Here is a 15,358-nt window from a genome sequence, read left to right as displayed (position 1 = left end):
TCACTAACCTTCCATTACTTCCAGATATTCCATGGACTTTGAATCCAGGCAGCGACAATCACCAGGTAGGCGAGAATCAAGGGGATGAACACTTTCCAGCCGAGACGCATGATCTGGTCATAGCGATAACGCGGGAACGAGGCACGCACCCAGATAAACACCGACAGCATGAAGAAGGTCTTGGCGCCGAGCCAGATCCAGCCCGGAATCCAGTCCAGCATCGCCAGCGGCGAAGCCCAGCCGCCCATGAACAGCAGCGTGGTCAGGATCGAGACCAGGATCATGTTGGCGTATTCGGCCAGGAAGAACATCGCGAACGACATGCCCGAGTATTCGATCATGTGGCCGGCGACGATTTCCGATTCGCCTTCCACCACGTCGAACGGATGGCGGTTGGTTTCAGCGATGCCCGAGATAAAATAAATCAGGAACACCGGCAGCAGGGACAGCCAGTTCCACGACAGGAAACCGACGCCGTGGTCGTAGAAGTAGCCCTTGCTTTGCGCCATCACGATATCGATCAGGTTCAGGCTGCCGGACACCATCAGCACGATGACCAGCGCAAAACCCATGGCGATCTCGTAGGACACCATCTGCGCCGAAGCGCGCATCGCGCCGAGGAAGGCGTACTTGGAGTTGGATGCCCAGCCGGCGATGATCACGCCGTAGACTTCCATCGAAGTGATCGCCATCACGAACAGCAGGCCGGCGTTGACGTTGGCCAGCACGGTTTCCGGACCGAACGGCACCACTGCCCAGGCGGCCAGCGCCGGCATGATGGTCATGATCGGGGCAATGAAGAACAGTACCTTGTTGGCGCGCGCCGGCAGCGTGACTTCCTTCAGCAGCAGCTTGAGGGCGTCGGCGATAGGTTGCAGCAAACCAGCCGGGCCGACGCGGTTAGGGCCGAGGCGGATATGCATCCAGCCGATCAGCTTGCGTTCCCAATAAGTCATGTAGGCCACGCACAACAGCAGCGGCACGACTACGACGATGATCTTGATCAGGTTCCAGACCAGCGGCCAGATGAAGCCGAACCAGTCGGCGCCGGTGGCATTGATGACGGCGATGAAGTGATCCATCATGCTTTCTCCACTACGATAGAACCAAACATTCCGCCCAGGGCCGAGGTCGAGGCATGCGCAGCGGCTACCCGCACCACATTTTCCGGCAGCGCAGGATCGATCGCCGCTGTCAGCGCGGCAGCGCCCTGCCCTTGTTTGAGGTTGACGCGATCGCCGGCGGCGATACCCAGTTTTGCAGCCAGTGCGGCCGACAGCCATGCCTGCGGCGCCTGGCCGTCAACGGTTTCCTGCAGCGAAACCGCGCGGCGCACCACTGCATCGCCAAAATAGATAGGCACATCGGCGATGCGTTCCAGCGCGCCGTTGGCGGCTTGGGCCGCAGCCTGCGGAGCCAGGTCGCTGAAGTTGTTCAGGCGTGCGGCCAGGTTAGCTTCGGCGACTTCGCCGGTACCCAGCACTTCATCGCGGATCGCTTCGGAAGTATCGTAGTCAAAACCAGGCAAGCCCAGCAGGTTGCCCAGCACACGCAGCACCTTCCATGCCGGACGGGCATCGCCCATTGGGCGGACGGTGCCGTTAAAGCTTTGGGCGCGGCCTTCGCAGTTGACGAAAGTGCCGGAGGTTTCGGTGAACGGCGCGATCGGCAGCAGCACGTCGGAGTATTCAGCACCGTGCTTATACGCCGACAGGGTCACAACCATCTCGGCTTGCTTCAGCGCTGCAACTGCCGTTTGCGGGTCGAAACTGTCCAGCTCCGGTTCGGCGTTCAGCAGCACATACGCTTTGTGCGGCTGCGCGAAAATCTGTTGTGCGTTACGGCCCTTGCCCGCTGCAGGCAGGGCGTTGGCCCAGTAGCCGCCGACGGTGTTGCCGGCTTCGGTCAGGTAACCGAACTTCGTGCCGGCCTGCTCTGCGATCCACTGCGCCACTGCGTGCAGTTGCGAAGCTTGCGGATGCTGTGCGGCAGCGTTGCCCAGCAATACTGCCTTGGATTCGCCGGACAGCAGGCTGGCGGCGGTTTGCTTGGCTTCAGCCGACACTTCGGCATTTTCGAAACCGGCAGGCGCGGCCACGCCCTTGGCTTGCGCCACGGCGGCGGCCACCTGTCCCAGCGCCGACAGCCAGGCCGACGGCGCCACGATCATCTTGTTGGCGACCGGCATCAGCAGGTCATCGTCGGTGGCATGCAGGATGCTCAGCTTGGCGCCGCGCTTGATACCCAGGCGCAGCCGTGCTGACAGCAGCGGATGATCCTTGCGCAGGAACGAGCCGATGATGAAAGTGCGGTCCAGCTGTGCGAATTCGTTGATCGACATACCCAGCCATGGCATGACTTTGCCATCCAGTGCGAAGTCTGACTGGCGCAGGCGGAAATCGATGTTTTCCGAACCCAGGCCGCGCGTCACTTTTTGCAGCAGCGACAATTCTTCCAGCGTCGAATACGGTGTGCCGACGGCAGCGATGGCGTCAGCGCCATGCTCATGGCGGATGTTGCGCAGGCCGTGCGCCACATATTCCAGCGCGGTTTGCCATTCCACTTCCTGCCACTTGCCGTCCTGCTTCAGCATCGGCCTGGTCAGGCGCTCATCGCTGTTCAGGCCTTCATAGGCGAAGCGATCCTTGTCCGACAGCCAGCATTCGTTGACGTCGTTGTTTTCCAGCGGCAGCACACGCATCACCTTGCCGGACTTGACTTGCACCACCAGGTTGGCGCCCAGGCCATCATGCGGGCTGACCGATTTGCGGCGCGACAATTCCCAGGTACGGGCGCTGTAGCGGAAAGGCTTGGATGTCAGCGCGCCGACCGGGCACAGGTCGATCATGTTGCCCGACAGTTCGGAATTGACAGTCTTGCCGACGAACGTGGTGATCTCCGAGTGTTCGCCGCGGCCGACCATGCCGAACTCCATCACGCCGGCGATTTCCTGGCCGAAGCGGACGCAACGCGTGCATTGGATGCAACGGCTCATTTCCTGCATCGAGATCAGCGGACCGGCGTCTTTCGGCGCCACGACACGCTTCTCTTCTTCGTAGCGGGAAGACGATTTGCCGTAGCCGACCGCCAGGTCCTGCAACTGGCATTCGCCGCCCTGGTCGCAGATCGGGCAATCCAGGGGATGGTTAATCAGCAGGAATTCCATCACGCTCTTTTGCGCGGTGGTGGCCTTTTCGCTGGCGGTGCGCACGATCATGCCGGCAGTCACCGGCGTGGCGCAGGCCGGCAGCGCCTTCGGCGCTTTTTCCACCTCGACCAGGCACATGCGGCAGTTGGCCGCGATGGAGAGTTTTTTGTGATAGCAGAAGTGTGGAATGTAAGTGCCGATCTTGTTGGCAGCATCCATTACCATGCTGCCCTCTTGGACTTCCACTTTCTTGCCGTCTATTTCGATTTCAACCATGGCTTTTGCTTTTCTTGCCTAAGTGTTTTGCACGCTGCTTGCGCAGGCTTAAACGTATGCCGGCACCAAGCAATGCTTATGCTCGATGTGATATTCAAATTCTTCGCGATAATTCTTCAGGAAGCCGCGCACCGGCATCGCTGCAGCATCGCCGAGCGCACAGATGGTGCGGCCCATGATGTTGCCTGCGACCGTATCCAGCAGGTCCATGTCTTCCGGACGGCCGTGGCCGGTTTCAATCCGGTGCACCAGGCGGTACAGCCAGCCGGTGCCTTCGCGGCATGGCGTGCACTGGCCGCAGGATTCTTCAAAGTAGAAGTAGGACAGGCGCAGCAGCGATTTCACCATGCAGCGCGTTTCATCCATCACGATCACGGCGCCCGAACCGAGCATGGAGCCGGCCTTGGCGATTGAATCGTAATCGAGATCGGTGTCCATCATGACGTCGCCCTTGATCACCGGTGCGGATGAACCGCCAGGGATCACGGCCTTGATCTTCTTGCCGCCGCGCATGCCGCCGGCCAGCTCCATCAGCTTGGCGAACGGCGTGCCCAGCGGCACTTCGTAGTTGCCCGGCTTTTCGACGTCGCCCGAGATCGAGAAAATCTTGGTGCCGCCGTTGTTCGGCTTGCCGAGTTCCAGGTAGGCTGCGCCGCCCATGTTCAGCAGGAACGGCACGGCTGCGAAAGTCTCGGTATTGTTGATCGTGGTCGGCTTGCCGTACAGGCCGAAGCTGGCAGGGAAAGGCGGCTTGAAGCGCGGCTGCCCTTTCTTGCCTTCCAGCGACTCCAGCAAGGCGGTTTCTTCGCCGCAGATATATGCGCCGTAGCCGTGGAATGCATGCAGCTGGAAGTTGAATTCGCTGCCGAAAATCTTGTCGCCCAAGGCGCCCGCGGCACGTGCCTCGTCCAGCGCTTCTTCAAAGCGTTCGTAGCCGGACCAGATTTCACCGTGGATGTAGTTGTAGCCGACCGAAATGCCCATGGCGTAAGCGCCGATGGCCATGCCTTCAATCAGCGAATGCGGATTGTAGCGGATGATGTCGCGGTCCTTGAATGTGCCCGGCTCGCCTTCGTCGGTATTGCAGACCAGGTACTTCTGCCCCGGGAACTGGCGCGGCATGAAGCTCCACTTCAGGCCGGTCGGGAAACCGGCGCCGCCGCGGCCGCGCAGCGAACCGGCCTTCAGTTCGGCGATGACTTGTTCCGGGGTAATGCCTTCGGAGAGGATGCGCTTGAGGGCGGTATAGCCGCCGCGCTTGACGTAATCGGCGTAGTGCCAGTTGTCGCCATCCAGGTTGGCCAGGATCAGCGGATTGATATGACGGTTGTGCAGGCTGGTCATTTCGGGGCTACCTCGCTGAGTTCCTTGAGCAAGCCGTCAATCTTTTCGTTCGACATCCAGCTGCACATGCGTTTGTTATTGACCAGCAGCACCGGCGCATCGCCGCAAGCTCCCATGCACTCGCCTTCAATCAGCGTGAACTGGCCGTCTGCGGTGGTTTCGCGGAAATCGATGCCGAGCTTGCGCTTCAGATGCTCCGCCGCCCGATCGCCGCCGGACAACTGGCATGGCAGATTGGTGCAGATGCTGATCTTGTGCTTGCCGACCGGCTTGGTGTTGTACATATTGTAAAAGGTTGCGACTTCCTGCACCGCAATGGCCGGCATGCCCAGGTAGTCTGCGACATCCTGCATGGTTTCCGGCGCCAGCCAGCCCTTTTCATCCTGCGCAATCGCCAGCGCAGCCATCACCGCCGACTGTTTCTGGTCGGCGGGAAATTTCGCTACTTCGCGATCGATTTTTTTGTATGTATCTTGACTTAACAACATGTGTTGGCCATTCGTGCGCGATGTTTTGCGCGAGTAGTTAAATTGGTAATAACTGCGTTGGTAATAACTGCGTTGGTAATAACTGCGTGGCAATGACTGCTTGGCACCAACAGCAATTGATAACGACAGCCTTAACGGTCGATCTCACCGAACACGATATCCTGCGTACCGATGATGGTGACGGCATCGGCGATCATGTGGCCCTTGGCCATTTCGTTCAAACCTTGCAGGTGCGGGAAGCCAGGCGCGCGGATTTTCAGGCGGTAAGGCTTGTTGGCGCCGTCCGATACCAGGTACACCCCGAACTCGCCCTTCGGATGCTCCACCGCTGCATACGCTTCGCCCGGCGGCACATGGAAACCTTCCGTGAAGAGCTTGAAGTGATGGATCAGCTCTTCCATGTTCGATTTCATGTCGATCCGCGACGAAGGCGCAACCTTGTGGTTGGTCGTCATCACAGGACCGCCGTTGTTGCGCAGCCATTCTACGCATTGCTTGATGATCCGGTTGGACTGGCGCATTTCTTCCACCCGCACCAGATAACGGTCGTAGCAATCGCCGTTCTTGCCGACCGGGATGTCGAAGTCCAGCAAGTCGTACACTTCGTACGGCTGCTTCTTGCGCAAATCCCACTCGACGCCTGAACCGCGCAGCATCGGGCCGGTAAAGCCCATCGCTTTGGCGCGCTCCGGCGACACCACGCCGATGCCGACCAGGCGCTGTTTCCAGATGCGGTTGTCGGTCAGCAGGGTTTCGTACTCATCCACGTATTTCGGGAAGCGCACGGTGAAATCTTCGATGAAGTCCAGCAGCGAACCCTGGCGGTTTTCATTCAGGGCGCTGATCGCCTTGGCGTTGCGCACCAGCGATGCCTTGTGCTGCGGCATGGTGTCCGGCAGGTCGCGGTAAACGCCGCCCGGACGATAATAGGCAGCGTGCATGCGGGCGCCGGAAACGGCTTCGTAGCAGTCCATCAGGTCTTCGCGTTCGCGGAATGCGTACAGCAGCACCGCCATCGCACCGACGTCGAGCGCATGCGCGCCGATCCACATCAGGTGGTTCAGCAGGCGCGTAATTTCGTCGAACATGACGCGGATGTACTGCGCGCGCAGCGGCACTTCGAGGCCCAGCAGGCGCTCGATCGCCATCACGTAGCCGTGCTCGTTGCACATCATCGACACGTAGTCGAGGCGATCCATGTAAGGCACTGACTGCAGGTAGGTTTTCTGTTCCGCCAGCTTTTCGGTGCCGCGATGCAGCAGGCCGATATGCGGGTCGGCACGCTGGATCACTTCACCGTCCAGCTCCAGCACCAGGCGCAAAACGCCGTGCGCGGCCGGATGCTGCGGGCCGAAGTTCAGCGTGTAGTTCTTGATTTCTGCCATTATTTGATCCCGTAATGTTCTTCACGAATCACCCGCGGCGTGATTTCGCGCGGATCGATCGTTACGGGTTGATAAATTACGCGTTTTTGTTCAGCGTCGTAGCGCATCTCGACATAACCCGAGACCGGGAAATCCTTGCGGAACGGATGGCCGATGAAGCCGTAGTCGGTCAGGATGCGGCGCAAGTCGTTGTGGCCTTCGAACAGGATGCCGAAGAAGTCGAATGCTTCGCGCTCGTACCAGTTGGCCGAGGGCCAGATATCGGTCAGCGAAGCCAGCAGCGGCATCTCGTCGTCCGGCGCGAACACGCGCACCCGCAGGCGCCAGTTGTGTTCTATCGACAACAGATGGGAAACCGCCGCAAAACGGGCGCCGTCCCAGGCGCCGTCGCCATAGGTCGAATAATCGACGCCGCACAGGTCGATCAGTTCTTCAAAACGGGTATCGGCGTGGTCGCGCAGCACGCGCATCGCCGACAGGTAGTTCGCAGCCTTGACCACGATCGTGATCTCGCCGAAGGCCACAGCCAGGCTTTGGAGGTCGTCGCCAAGCGCATTGCGCACGGCGGCTTCCAGGTTTTCCAGTTTGGTCGTCATGGTGCTCTCTTAGCGCGCAATCGTATTGGTGCGGCGAATCTTGTTTTGCAGCTGGATGATGCCATACAGCAGCGCTTCCGCGGTCGGCGGGCAGCCCGGCACGTAAATGTCGACCGGCACGATGCGGTCGCAGCCGCGCACCACCGAATACGAGTAGTGATAGTAGCCGCCGCCGTTGGCGCAGGAACCCATGGAAATCACCCAGCGCGGCTCCGGCATCTGGTCGTACACCTTGCGCAAGGCCGGCGCCATCTTGTTGCACAGCGTGCCGGCCACGATCATCACGTCAGACTGACGCGGCGACGGCCGGAAGATTACGCCAAAACGGTCCATGTCGTAGCGCGAGGCGCCGGCATGCATCATTTCGACGGCGCAGCAGGCCAGGCCGAAAGTCATCGGCCACAGCGAGCCGGTGCGGGTCCAGTTGATCAGTTTGTCAGCAGTAGTAGTGACAAAACCTTCGTTCAATACACCTTCAATAGACATGGCTTACTCCCAATCCAGAGCGCCGCGTTTCCAGATGTACCAGAAGCCCACCACGAATTCGGCGATAAACACCATCATCGTGACAAAGCCCTGCCAACCGAGGTCGCGCATGGCAACCCCCCACGGGAAGAAAAATGCGGTTTCCAGATCGAACAAAATGAACAAAATGGCGACAAGGTAATAACGCACATCGAACTTCATGCGCGCGTCTTCGAATGCTTCAAAACCGCATTCGTATGGAGAAGTTTTTTGGGAATCAGGCCGGTGCGGCCCAAGTATGCGACCCAGCAGTTGCGGGGCAATGCCAACCGCGATACCGATCAGGATAAACAGCAGGACGGGAAAATAATTTTCGAGGTTCACGTTTTTGCGCCAGTAGTTTGAACAATCGAGGCTACGAGAGAGTTATCCCCTCGCAGCCCCTTTGCAGAATGATTTGCCGGTTTGAATGATCAAACCTGACGCCCCCAATCCGGCAAACCACGCCACAAGTTCCTCGACAAAAAGCCAGCGCAGGGGCAACCGTTGCTGGCCTCATATTCTTTGGTGCCGACGGCGAGACTCGAACTCGCACAGCTTTCGCCACTACCCCCTCAAGATAGCGTGTCTACCAATTTCACCACGTCGGCATAAGCGCGTATTTTAACCTGATTTGGTACTTTTGTTCAATGCACAATCGGATTAAAAGTCAGCAATTTCACTGCGAAAGCAGCCTTACTTTGGAATTTGATTCGACTGCGCGCTGCCAGTCGATGGCGCCGGCACTGAAGCCGCCGCGCTAGCCGATCCCGAAGCCGCCGCGGAAGCTGCAGCCGGCGCTGCCGATGTCTCTGGAATTGCTGCTGCAGGCGCCGAAGCCGCCGGCAGGTTTTCCATCACGCCGCCGGTAACCGCCGAGCGATGATTGCCGAGGTATACCAGAGCCAGTGTCGCGATAAAGAAAATCGCTGCCGCCAGGCCGGTCGATTTCGACAGGAAATTCGAAGAGCCGGTGGCGCCGAACAGGCTGCCGGAAGCACCGGAGCCGAAAGCCGCACCCATGTCGGCGCCTTTGCCATGCTGCAGCAGCACCAGGCCGATGATCGTCAACGCCGACAACACCTGAACGATGACAATGATGTTAAATACTGTGTTCATTTAATAGATTTCCAAGGAGAGTTAATGCTTTATTTTTACTAAATCCGAATTACCGGGCTGCAGCGACAATCGCCAGAAAATCAACCGCCTTCAACGCTGCGCCGCCAATCAGGCCGCCGTCTATATCCGGCATGGCCAGCAATTCGGCAGCGTTGTCAGGCTTCATGCTGCCGCCATACAAAATCCTTACTTCAACTGCCGCTGCGGGATTTTTCCCTGCCAGCTTGGCGCGCAAGGCCGAATGCACATCTTGCGCCATCTGCGGCGTCGCCGTCTTGCCGGTGCCGATCGCCCATACCGGCTCATACGCCACCACGATCCTGGCCAGGTCGGCGGCATCCAGCACATCCAGCACCGCCGCCAGCTGCCGCCCTACGACTGCATCGGTCTGACCGGCTTCGCGCTCAGCCAGGGTCTCGCCGACGCACACGATAGGAACGACACCCGCCTGCAAGGCGCGCAACGCCTTCTGCGCCACCAGCTCATCGCTTTCGGCATGATAAGCGCGCCGCTCGGAATGGCCGACGATAACGTACTGACAAGCAAAATCCTGCAACATGCCGACCGCGACTTCGCCGGTATAAGCCCCTGCGGCATGCGCGGAAACATCTTGCGCGCCCCAGGCAATTGCCGATCCGGCAAGCTCGGACTGGCATTGCGCGAGGTAAGGAGCCGGCGCGCAGACAGCGATGTCGCAAGCAGGAGCGGCCAGCCCAGCCTTGATTTCCGCCAGCAATGCAGCATTGGCAACCAGACTGCCGTTCATTTTCCAGTTACCGGCTACAAGTTTACGACGCATATTTACCGAGGCCCAAGTTTTCAATAACCCGGCATTCTAACGCTTCGCAGGGAAGGCGGTCAAACCGGCAAGAAATATATGACGGGCGGCATGGGCTCTGCCGGCGGCCGGTTTTGCCTGTGGAAGCTCAAGCAAATGGTTTCGCAGCAGCAATACTGCGCGCGAAAAGTTCCATATCGACATTACCGCCGCTCACTATGACTCCAACCTTCTCTCCCGCAAACGGCAGCACCCGGTGCAGGACCGCGGCGGCAGCCAGGCAGCCGGCCGGCTCGACCACGATCTTCATGCGCTCGGCAAAAAAGCGCATCTGGGTGCGCAGCTGGTCGTCGCTGACGGTGACGATGTCTTTTACATATGCCTGCAGGATAGGCAGCACCAGCTTGCCGATATGCTGCGTCTGGGCGCCGTCGGCAATCGTGTCCGGCACCGGGATGTGGACGATATTGCCGGTCCGCAACGACTGCTGGGCGTCATTGCCCGCCTCCGGCTCGACGCCGATCACGATGCAGCCGGGCGACAGCTGCGCCGCGGCGATGGCGCAGCCGGACAGCAAGCCGCCGCCGCCGGTGCACACGAACAGGTAATCGAGCGGCCCCACTTCATCAAACAGCTCTTTCGCCGCCGTACCCTGGCCGGCGATCATGTCCGCATGGTCATACGCAGGAATCACGGCGCAGCCGCGCTCAACAGATAACTGCGCGGCGATCACTTCGCGGTCTTCGCGCTCGCGGTCGTACAGGATGATCTCGGCGCCATACTCACGCGTCGCCGCCAGTTTCATCGCCGGCGCGTTGCTTGGCATGACGATGGTTGCGTGCACGCCCAGCATGCGCGCCGCCAGCGCCATGCCTTGCGCATGGTTGCCGGATGAAAAAGCCACCACGCCCTGCTGCTTCTGCTCTTCGCTGAGGCAGCTGATGGCGTTATAGGCGCCGCGGAACTTGAAGGCGCCCACCCGCTGGAAATTTTCGCATTTGAAAAATACGCTGGCGTCCGCCTGGTGGTCGGCCTGGCTGGAAGTCAGCACCGGCGTCTTGTAAGCAACGCTCTCAAGGCGTTTAGCCGCAGCGGCGATATCCTTGTAAGTTACCGCCAATCCGGCAAGTTCGGTTGCAGCCATTTTTCATCCTTTGTAGTTAATCCGCGCCAGACAACAATACTCGCATCTCGCCAATCACTCCGCCAGGCGGCGCCGGAACATCCAGCGGCCGCCGTCGGAATCCTGCGGCACATAGCGATAACCGTCCAGGTCGAAGGCTTTCAGCTTTTCCGCATCGCGGATCTTGTTCAGCGCCGCGTAACGCGCCATCAGCCCGCGCGCCCGCTTGGCGTAGAAGGAAATGATCTTGTACTTGCCGTTTTTCCAATCCTCGAATACCGGCGTGACGATGCCGGCGGCCAGCACCTTTGGCCGCACCACCTTGAAATATTCTTCCGAAGCCAGGTTCACCAGCGTGTCGGATTTTTGTTCGTCCAGCTGCTGGTTCAGCGCCTGGGTCACGGTGTCGCCCCAGAACGCATAAAGATTCTTGCCGCGCGGATTGGCCAGGCTGGTCCCCATCTCCAGCCGGTACGGCTGCATCCGGTCCAGCGGCCGCAATACGCCGTACAAGCCCGACAGGATCCGGATGCGGCTCTGTGCATAGGTCAGCTGCGCCGCGTTCAGGGAGGGCGCATCCAGGCCTTCGTAGACATCGCCGTTGAACGCCATGATCGCCTGCTTGGAATTGGCGCTGGTGAATTTCCTGGACCACGAGGCGAACCGCGCGGTGTTCAGCTGCGCCAGCGGATCGGAGATTTTCATCATGCTGCCGATCTGGGCCGGCGACAGCTGCCTCAGGACGCCGATCAGTTCGGCGGAATGATCGATGAAATCGGGGGTGGTGTGGACTTCTGTCTTGCTGGGGGTGCTGTAATCGAGGGATTTTGCGGGCGACAAAACAATCAGCATGTGAACATCCAAATAAACCTGAGAATGTCCGCAATGATACCGAAACAAAGGCAACGGCGCTGGCGGCCGCCCCGCCCTGCCATCGGCGCTTAGCCGAAAGCGCCCCGCAGCAGGTCGCGCTCGAATTCGGCCACCCAGCTCGAACCGTCTCCGATCGGATATTGCTGTTTGTGTCCACTGGATTTCCTGCTGACGGTGACAAAACCGGTCAGTCCGAAGATTTCATCGGTTTTGGGATCGGTCGTATCCACCTGGTGCAATTCGAAGTCGTCCGCAGGAAGGTGGCGCGCCCGCAGGACTGCCTGGAAATCATCCATTTCATCCGGCTCAATCAGCTTCATTGCCGCCTCCTGGAGTGAGATTGCGAACTGCCACCATAGCACGCTGGCGCCGGCCGCGCTTTCCGCCGCAGCGGCGGCGGCCTAGAATTGACGGGCAAACAATTTGGTTTTCTCGCCGTCGCCCTTTAGCTCCAGCAATCCTTCAAACTGCAAGCCTATCTTTTCCAGCAACCTGATCGACTGCTGGTTGTCGGGCGCCGTAATCGCCACGATCCGCTGCAAGCCGCAGGTCTTGTGGCCGAACGCCAGCACCGCCGACGCCGCTTCGCAAGCGTAGCCCTTGCCCCAGAAGTCCGGCATGAAGGCATATCCGATATCGACGTCCGGCAGGCTCTCGCGCTTGATCAGGCCGCACATGCCGATCGGCGTGGCGCTGTCCTTCAGTTCCACCATGTAGAAACCGAAGCCGTGGCTCTCGTACATCGCCATCGGCCCGTTGAGCAAGGCAGAGCGCGCCGCCTCGACAGTGCGTATGCCCTTGTCGCCGATGAACTGCAGCCATGAGGGTTCGTTCACCAGGCGCAGGTAGAACCCGGCGTCGTCCGTGGTCAGCTTGCGCAAGACCAGCCGTTCTGTTGCTAGAACTGTCATCGATTTTTCCTTGAGATCGGGCATTTCCCTGTAGGATCGCAGCATAAGCAATGCCTTGAAGCTTGTCTAGGCGACCCCGTCTCGGCGACCCCGTCTAGAAGACCACTAATGAACCCAACCCCGAAAACCGTCCTGATTCCCTTGCCCAACCTGGATTTCGATCCCAGCGAAGTGGCGGTCTCGTGGCGCATCCTGACTTCGCGCGGACACCATGTAGTATTCGCCACGCCAGACGGCAAGGCGGCATCAGCCGATCCGCTGATGCTGTCCGGCGAAGGCCTGGATGCCTGGGGCTGGATACCGCTGCTCAGGAAAATCAGGCTGCTGGGGCTGGCGCTGCGCGCCAATGCCGCGGCACGCGCCGACTATGCCGCGCTTGCGGACGATGGCGCGTTCCAGGCGCCGCTGCCCTACGCCGCGCTGCAGGTAGCCGACTACGACGGCCTGCTGCTGCCCGGCGGCCATCGCGCGCGCGGCATGCTGGCCTACCTGGAAAGCCAGCCGCTGCAGGATTTCACCGGCGCGTTCTTCGACAGCGGCAAACCGGTGGCGGCAATCTGCCATGGTGTCGTCCTGGCCGCCCGCAGCCGTTCGCCGCGCAGCGGGAAATCCGCCCTTCACGGGCGCAAAACCACCGCGCTGACATGGCAGCTGGAGCACAGCGCCTGGACCTTGATGAAATTCTGCGGCCGCTTCTGGGACCCCGCCTATTACCGCACCTACGGCGAACAAGAAGGCGAAGCCGCCGGCTATCGCGGAGTCCAGGCGGAAGTGACGCGAGCGCTGGCCCAGCCCGGCGACTTTGTCGACATCGCCGCCGGTGCGCCGGATCATTTCCGCAAAAGCAGCGGCTTGTTCCGCGACAGCGCCGGCGACAGCCGCCCGGCTTTCGTGGTGCAAGACGACAACTATGTATCTGCGCGCTGGCCGGGCGACGTGCACCACTTCGCCGCCACTTTCTCCCTGCTGCTGGAAGATCGTTTGCCGCGTCAGCAACCGAGGTAAAATGCGCGCTATCGTTTGATGGAAACCCGCATGAACCCAGATTTACCGGCGCCGGCCCAAGCCAGCCAGACCAGACCGCGCATCGTCATCGACACCAATGTCTGCCTTGACCTGTTTGTCTTTCGCGACCCCCGTTGGGCCAGCCTGATGGCCGCCTTGCAGAGCGGCGCGGTCGAAGCAGTCACCCGCGCCGACTGCCGCCAGGAATGGCAAATGGTGTTGCATTATTCGCATCTGCCCGTCACCGACGACACCCGGCCGGCCTGCAATGCTGAATTCGACGCCTTGATCACCTGCCTGGAGGCCGAGGCGCTAAGCCCGCGTCCCGGCGTCCGCCTGCCCATCTGCACCGACCGCGACGACCAGAAATTCCTGGAGCTGGCGCTGGGCGCCAACGCCGTCACCCTGATCACCAAGGACAAGGCGCTGCTGAAACTGGCGCGCAAGACCGCCAAGGCCGGGCTTTTCGCCATCGTCGCGCCGCAGGCATGGGACCCGGCCGGCACCTAGGAGCCAGGAAAACGCGCAACCCTGTGCAGTCTCGGACAAAACGCTAAAATGCGAAATCCAGACACCAGGATTGACAGCAGATGAACCGCGATTTAAGAATTCCCGACAGCGCAGCCAGCGCAGACACCAAGCCCACACAACTTCAATCCAGACTGCCCAAAGTCGGCACTACCATCTTTACGGTGATGTCGACGCTGGCCAGCGAGAAATCGGCAGTCAACCTGGGACAAGGCTTCCCCGATTTCGACTGCGATCCGGCGCTGGTCGACGCCGTCAGCGGCGCCATGAAGAACGGCTTCAACCAGTATCCGCCGATGCCCGGCGTACCCGCCTTGCGCCAGGCCATCGCCGCCAAGATAGAAAAAATCTACGGCCACAGCTACGATCCGGCCACCGAAATCACCGTCACCGCCGGCGCCACCCAGGGCTTGCTGACCGCCATCATGTGCGCAGTGCATCCGGGCGACGAAGTGATCGTGATCGAACCGGCCTACGACAGCTACGTGCCGTCGATCGAACTGGCCGGCGGCAAGCCGGTGCTGGTGCAGATGACATTGGGCGCGGACGGATACCAGGTGCCGTGGGACCGGATTGCAGCGGCAGTCAGCCCGCGCACCCGCATGATCATGATCAATTCGCCGCACAATCCGACCGGCAGCGTGCTGAAACCGGCGGACATCGCGGCGCTCAAGGATATCGTGCGCGGCACCGAAATCCTGATCCTGTCGGACGAAGTCTATGAACACATGGTGTTCGACGGCGCGCGCCACGAATCAGTCTGCCGCGATCCGGAACTGGCGGCGCGCGCCTTTGTCGTTTCCAGCTTCGGCAAGACTTATCACGTGACCGGCTGGAAAATCGGCTATGTGGCGGCGCCGGCGATGCTGTCCGCGGAATTCCGCAAGGTGCATCAATACAATATCTTCACCGTCAATACGCCGGTGCAGCATGGGATCGCGCAGTACATGCAGGACCCCGCGCCCTATCTCGAACTGCCGGCGTTTTACCAGCGCAAGCGCGACCTGTTCCGCGACGGCCTGAAGCACACCCGCTTCAAGCTGCTGCCGGCCGACGGCACCTACTTCCTGTGCGTCGACTACTCCGCCATTTCATCGCTGAGCGAAGCCGATTTCGCGATCTGGCTGACGTCCGAAATCGGCGTCGCGGCGATTCCGGTATCGGCGTTCTACCAGTCCCCGCGCGAATCGGGCATCGTCCGCTTCTGCTTCGCCAAACAAGAGCAGACCTTGCAGCAGGCGCTGCAGCGGCTGGCAAAAATCTAGATACAACCCGAACAC

17 protein-coding genes and 1 tRNA gene are annotated in these 15,358 nt (G+C 60.3%); 3 read left to right on the top strand and 15 right to left on the bottom strand.

From position 1 onward, the window contains the following. Positions 1-14: 14 nt before the first annotated feature. The 15 genes from nuoH to V8G57_RS00895 form a co-directional block, all read right to left on the bottom strand. Complete coding sequence (gene nuoH, locus V8G57_RS00965) at positions 15-1,082, bottom strand: NADH-quinone oxidoreductase subunit NuoH (RefSeq protein ID WP_342828050.1); 1,068 nt, start codon at positions 1,080-1,082, stop codon at positions 15-17. Further along, positions 1,082-3,424: an NADH-quinone oxidoreductase subunit NuoG gene (gene nuoG, locus V8G57_RS00960; protein ID WP_342827813.1), complete on the bottom strand. Its 2,343-nt coding sequence runs from the start codon at positions 3,422-3,424 to the stop codon at positions 1,082-1,084. Before nuoG ends, nuoH begins: the two co-directional genes overlap by 1 nt. A gap of 48 nt (positions 3,425-3,472) precedes the next feature. Further along, the gene (nuoF, locus tag V8G57_RS00955) at positions 3,473-4,768 is read right to left on the bottom strand and encodes an NADH-quinone oxidoreductase subunit NuoF (protein ID WP_014005582.1); all 1,296 of its coding nucleotides are present in this window, start codon (positions 4,766-4,768) and stop codon (positions 3,473-3,475) included. Next, positions 4,765-5,256 (bottom strand): NADH-quinone oxidoreductase subunit NuoE, encoded by a 492-nt coding sequence (nuoE, locus tag V8G57_RS00950; protein ID WP_342827811.1) that lies wholly within the window; start codon positions 5,254-5,256, stop codon positions 4,765-4,767. Before nuoE ends, nuoF begins: the two co-directional genes overlap by 4 nt. A gap of 131 nt (positions 5,257-5,387) precedes the next feature. After that, positions 5,388-6,641 carry an NADH-quinone oxidoreductase subunit D gene (locus tag V8G57_RS00945; RefSeq protein WP_092399618.1) on the bottom strand — a complete coding sequence of 418 codons (1,254 nt, stop codon included), beginning with the start codon at positions 6,639-6,641 and terminating at the stop codon, positions 5,388-5,390. Then, on the bottom strand, positions 6,641-7,237 hold the full coding sequence (locus tag V8G57_RS00940; protein WP_092399620.1) for an NADH-quinone oxidoreductase subunit C: 597 nt from the start codon (positions 7,235-7,237) through the stop codon (positions 6,641-6,643). The genes V8G57_RS00945 and V8G57_RS00940 overlap by 1 nt, the downstream gene beginning before the upstream one ends. A gap of 9 nt (positions 7,238-7,246) precedes the next feature. After that, on the bottom strand, positions 7,247-7,723 hold the full coding sequence (locus V8G57_RS00935; RefSeq protein WP_014005578.1) for a NuoB/complex I 20 kDa subunit family protein: 477 nt from the start codon (positions 7,721-7,723) through the stop codon (positions 7,247-7,249). A gap of 3 nt (positions 7,724-7,726) precedes the next feature. Then, positions 7,727-8,086, bottom strand: a complete 360-nt coding sequence (locus V8G57_RS00930) for an NADH-quinone oxidoreductase subunit A (RefSeq protein ID WP_092399622.1) — start codon at positions 8,084-8,086, stop codon at positions 7,727-7,729. 181 nt (positions 8,087-8,267) lie between these two features. Next, positions 8,268-8,352, bottom strand: a tRNA-Leu gene (locus tag V8G57_RS00925). Positions 8,353-8,437: 85 nt separating this feature from the next. Further along, a complete protein-coding gene (gene secG / locus V8G57_RS00920) occupies positions 8,438-8,860 on the bottom strand; it encodes a preprotein translocase subunit SecG (RefSeq protein WP_092399624.1) in 423 nt (140 codons plus the stop codon). A gap of 49 nt (positions 8,861-8,909) precedes the next feature. After that, complete coding sequence (gene tpiA, locus V8G57_RS00915) at positions 8,910-9,659, bottom strand: triose-phosphate isomerase (protein WP_144736021.1); 750 nt, start codon at positions 9,657-9,659, stop codon at positions 8,910-8,912. A 127-nt stretch (positions 9,660-9,786) separates the two neighbouring features. Continuing rightward, positions 9,787-10,782, bottom strand: coding sequence for a threo-3-hydroxy-L-aspartate ammonia-lyase (locus V8G57_RS00910; protein ID WP_342827809.1), 996 nt, complete (start codon positions 10,780-10,782; stop codon positions 9,787-9,789). Positions 10,783-10,836: 54 nt separating this feature from the next. Continuing rightward, the gene (gene yaaA / locus V8G57_RS00905) at positions 10,837-11,613 is read right to left on the bottom strand and encodes a peroxide stress protein YaaA (RefSeq protein ID WP_342827808.1); all 777 of its coding nucleotides are present in this window, start codon (positions 11,611-11,613) and stop codon (positions 10,837-10,839) included. A gap of 89 nt (positions 11,614-11,702) precedes the next feature. After that, positions 11,703-11,954 (bottom strand): transcriptional regulator, encoded by a 252-nt coding sequence (locus V8G57_RS00900; RefSeq protein ID WP_175501083.1) that lies wholly within the window; start codon positions 11,952-11,954, stop codon positions 11,703-11,705. Positions 11,955-12,035: 81 nt separating this feature from the next. After that, on the bottom strand, positions 12,036-12,545 hold the full coding sequence (locus V8G57_RS00895; RefSeq protein WP_175501084.1) for a GNAT family N-acetyltransferase: 510 nt from the start codon (positions 12,543-12,545) through the stop codon (positions 12,036-12,038). A 108-nt stretch (positions 12,546-12,653) separates the two neighbouring features. Between V8G57_RS00895 and V8G57_RS00890 the strand changes: the two genes are divergently transcribed. From V8G57_RS00890 to V8G57_RS00880, 3 genes are all read left to right on the top strand, one after another. Next, on the top strand, positions 12,654-13,550 hold the full coding sequence (locus V8G57_RS00890) for a type 1 glutamine amidotransferase domain-containing protein (protein WP_342827807.1): 897 nt from the start codon (positions 12,654-12,656) through the stop codon (positions 13,548-13,550). A gap of 30 nt (positions 13,551-13,580) precedes the next feature. Continuing rightward, positions 13,581-14,060 carry a putative toxin-antitoxin system toxin component, PIN family gene (locus tag V8G57_RS00885; protein WP_092399638.1) on the top strand — a complete coding sequence of 160 codons (480 nt, stop codon included), beginning with the start codon at positions 13,581-13,583 and terminating at the stop codon, positions 14,058-14,060. 185 nt (positions 14,061-14,245) lie between these two features. After that, the gene (locus tag V8G57_RS00880) at positions 14,246-15,343 is read left to right on the top strand and encodes a pyridoxal phosphate-dependent aminotransferase (RefSeq protein WP_425458210.1); all 1,098 of its coding nucleotides are present in this window, start codon (positions 14,246-14,248) and stop codon (positions 15,341-15,343) included. The last annotated feature ends 15 nt before the right edge of the window (positions 15,344-15,358 follow it).

The sequence above is a fragment of the Collimonas rhizosphaerae genome (assembly GCF_038896935.1).
In the GTDB taxonomy this organism is placed as follows: Bacteria; Pseudomonadota; Gammaproteobacteria; order Burkholderiales; family Burkholderiaceae_D; genus Collimonas; species Collimonas rhizosphaerae.
This window is presented reverse-complemented; position numbering and strand designations above follow the sequence as displayed.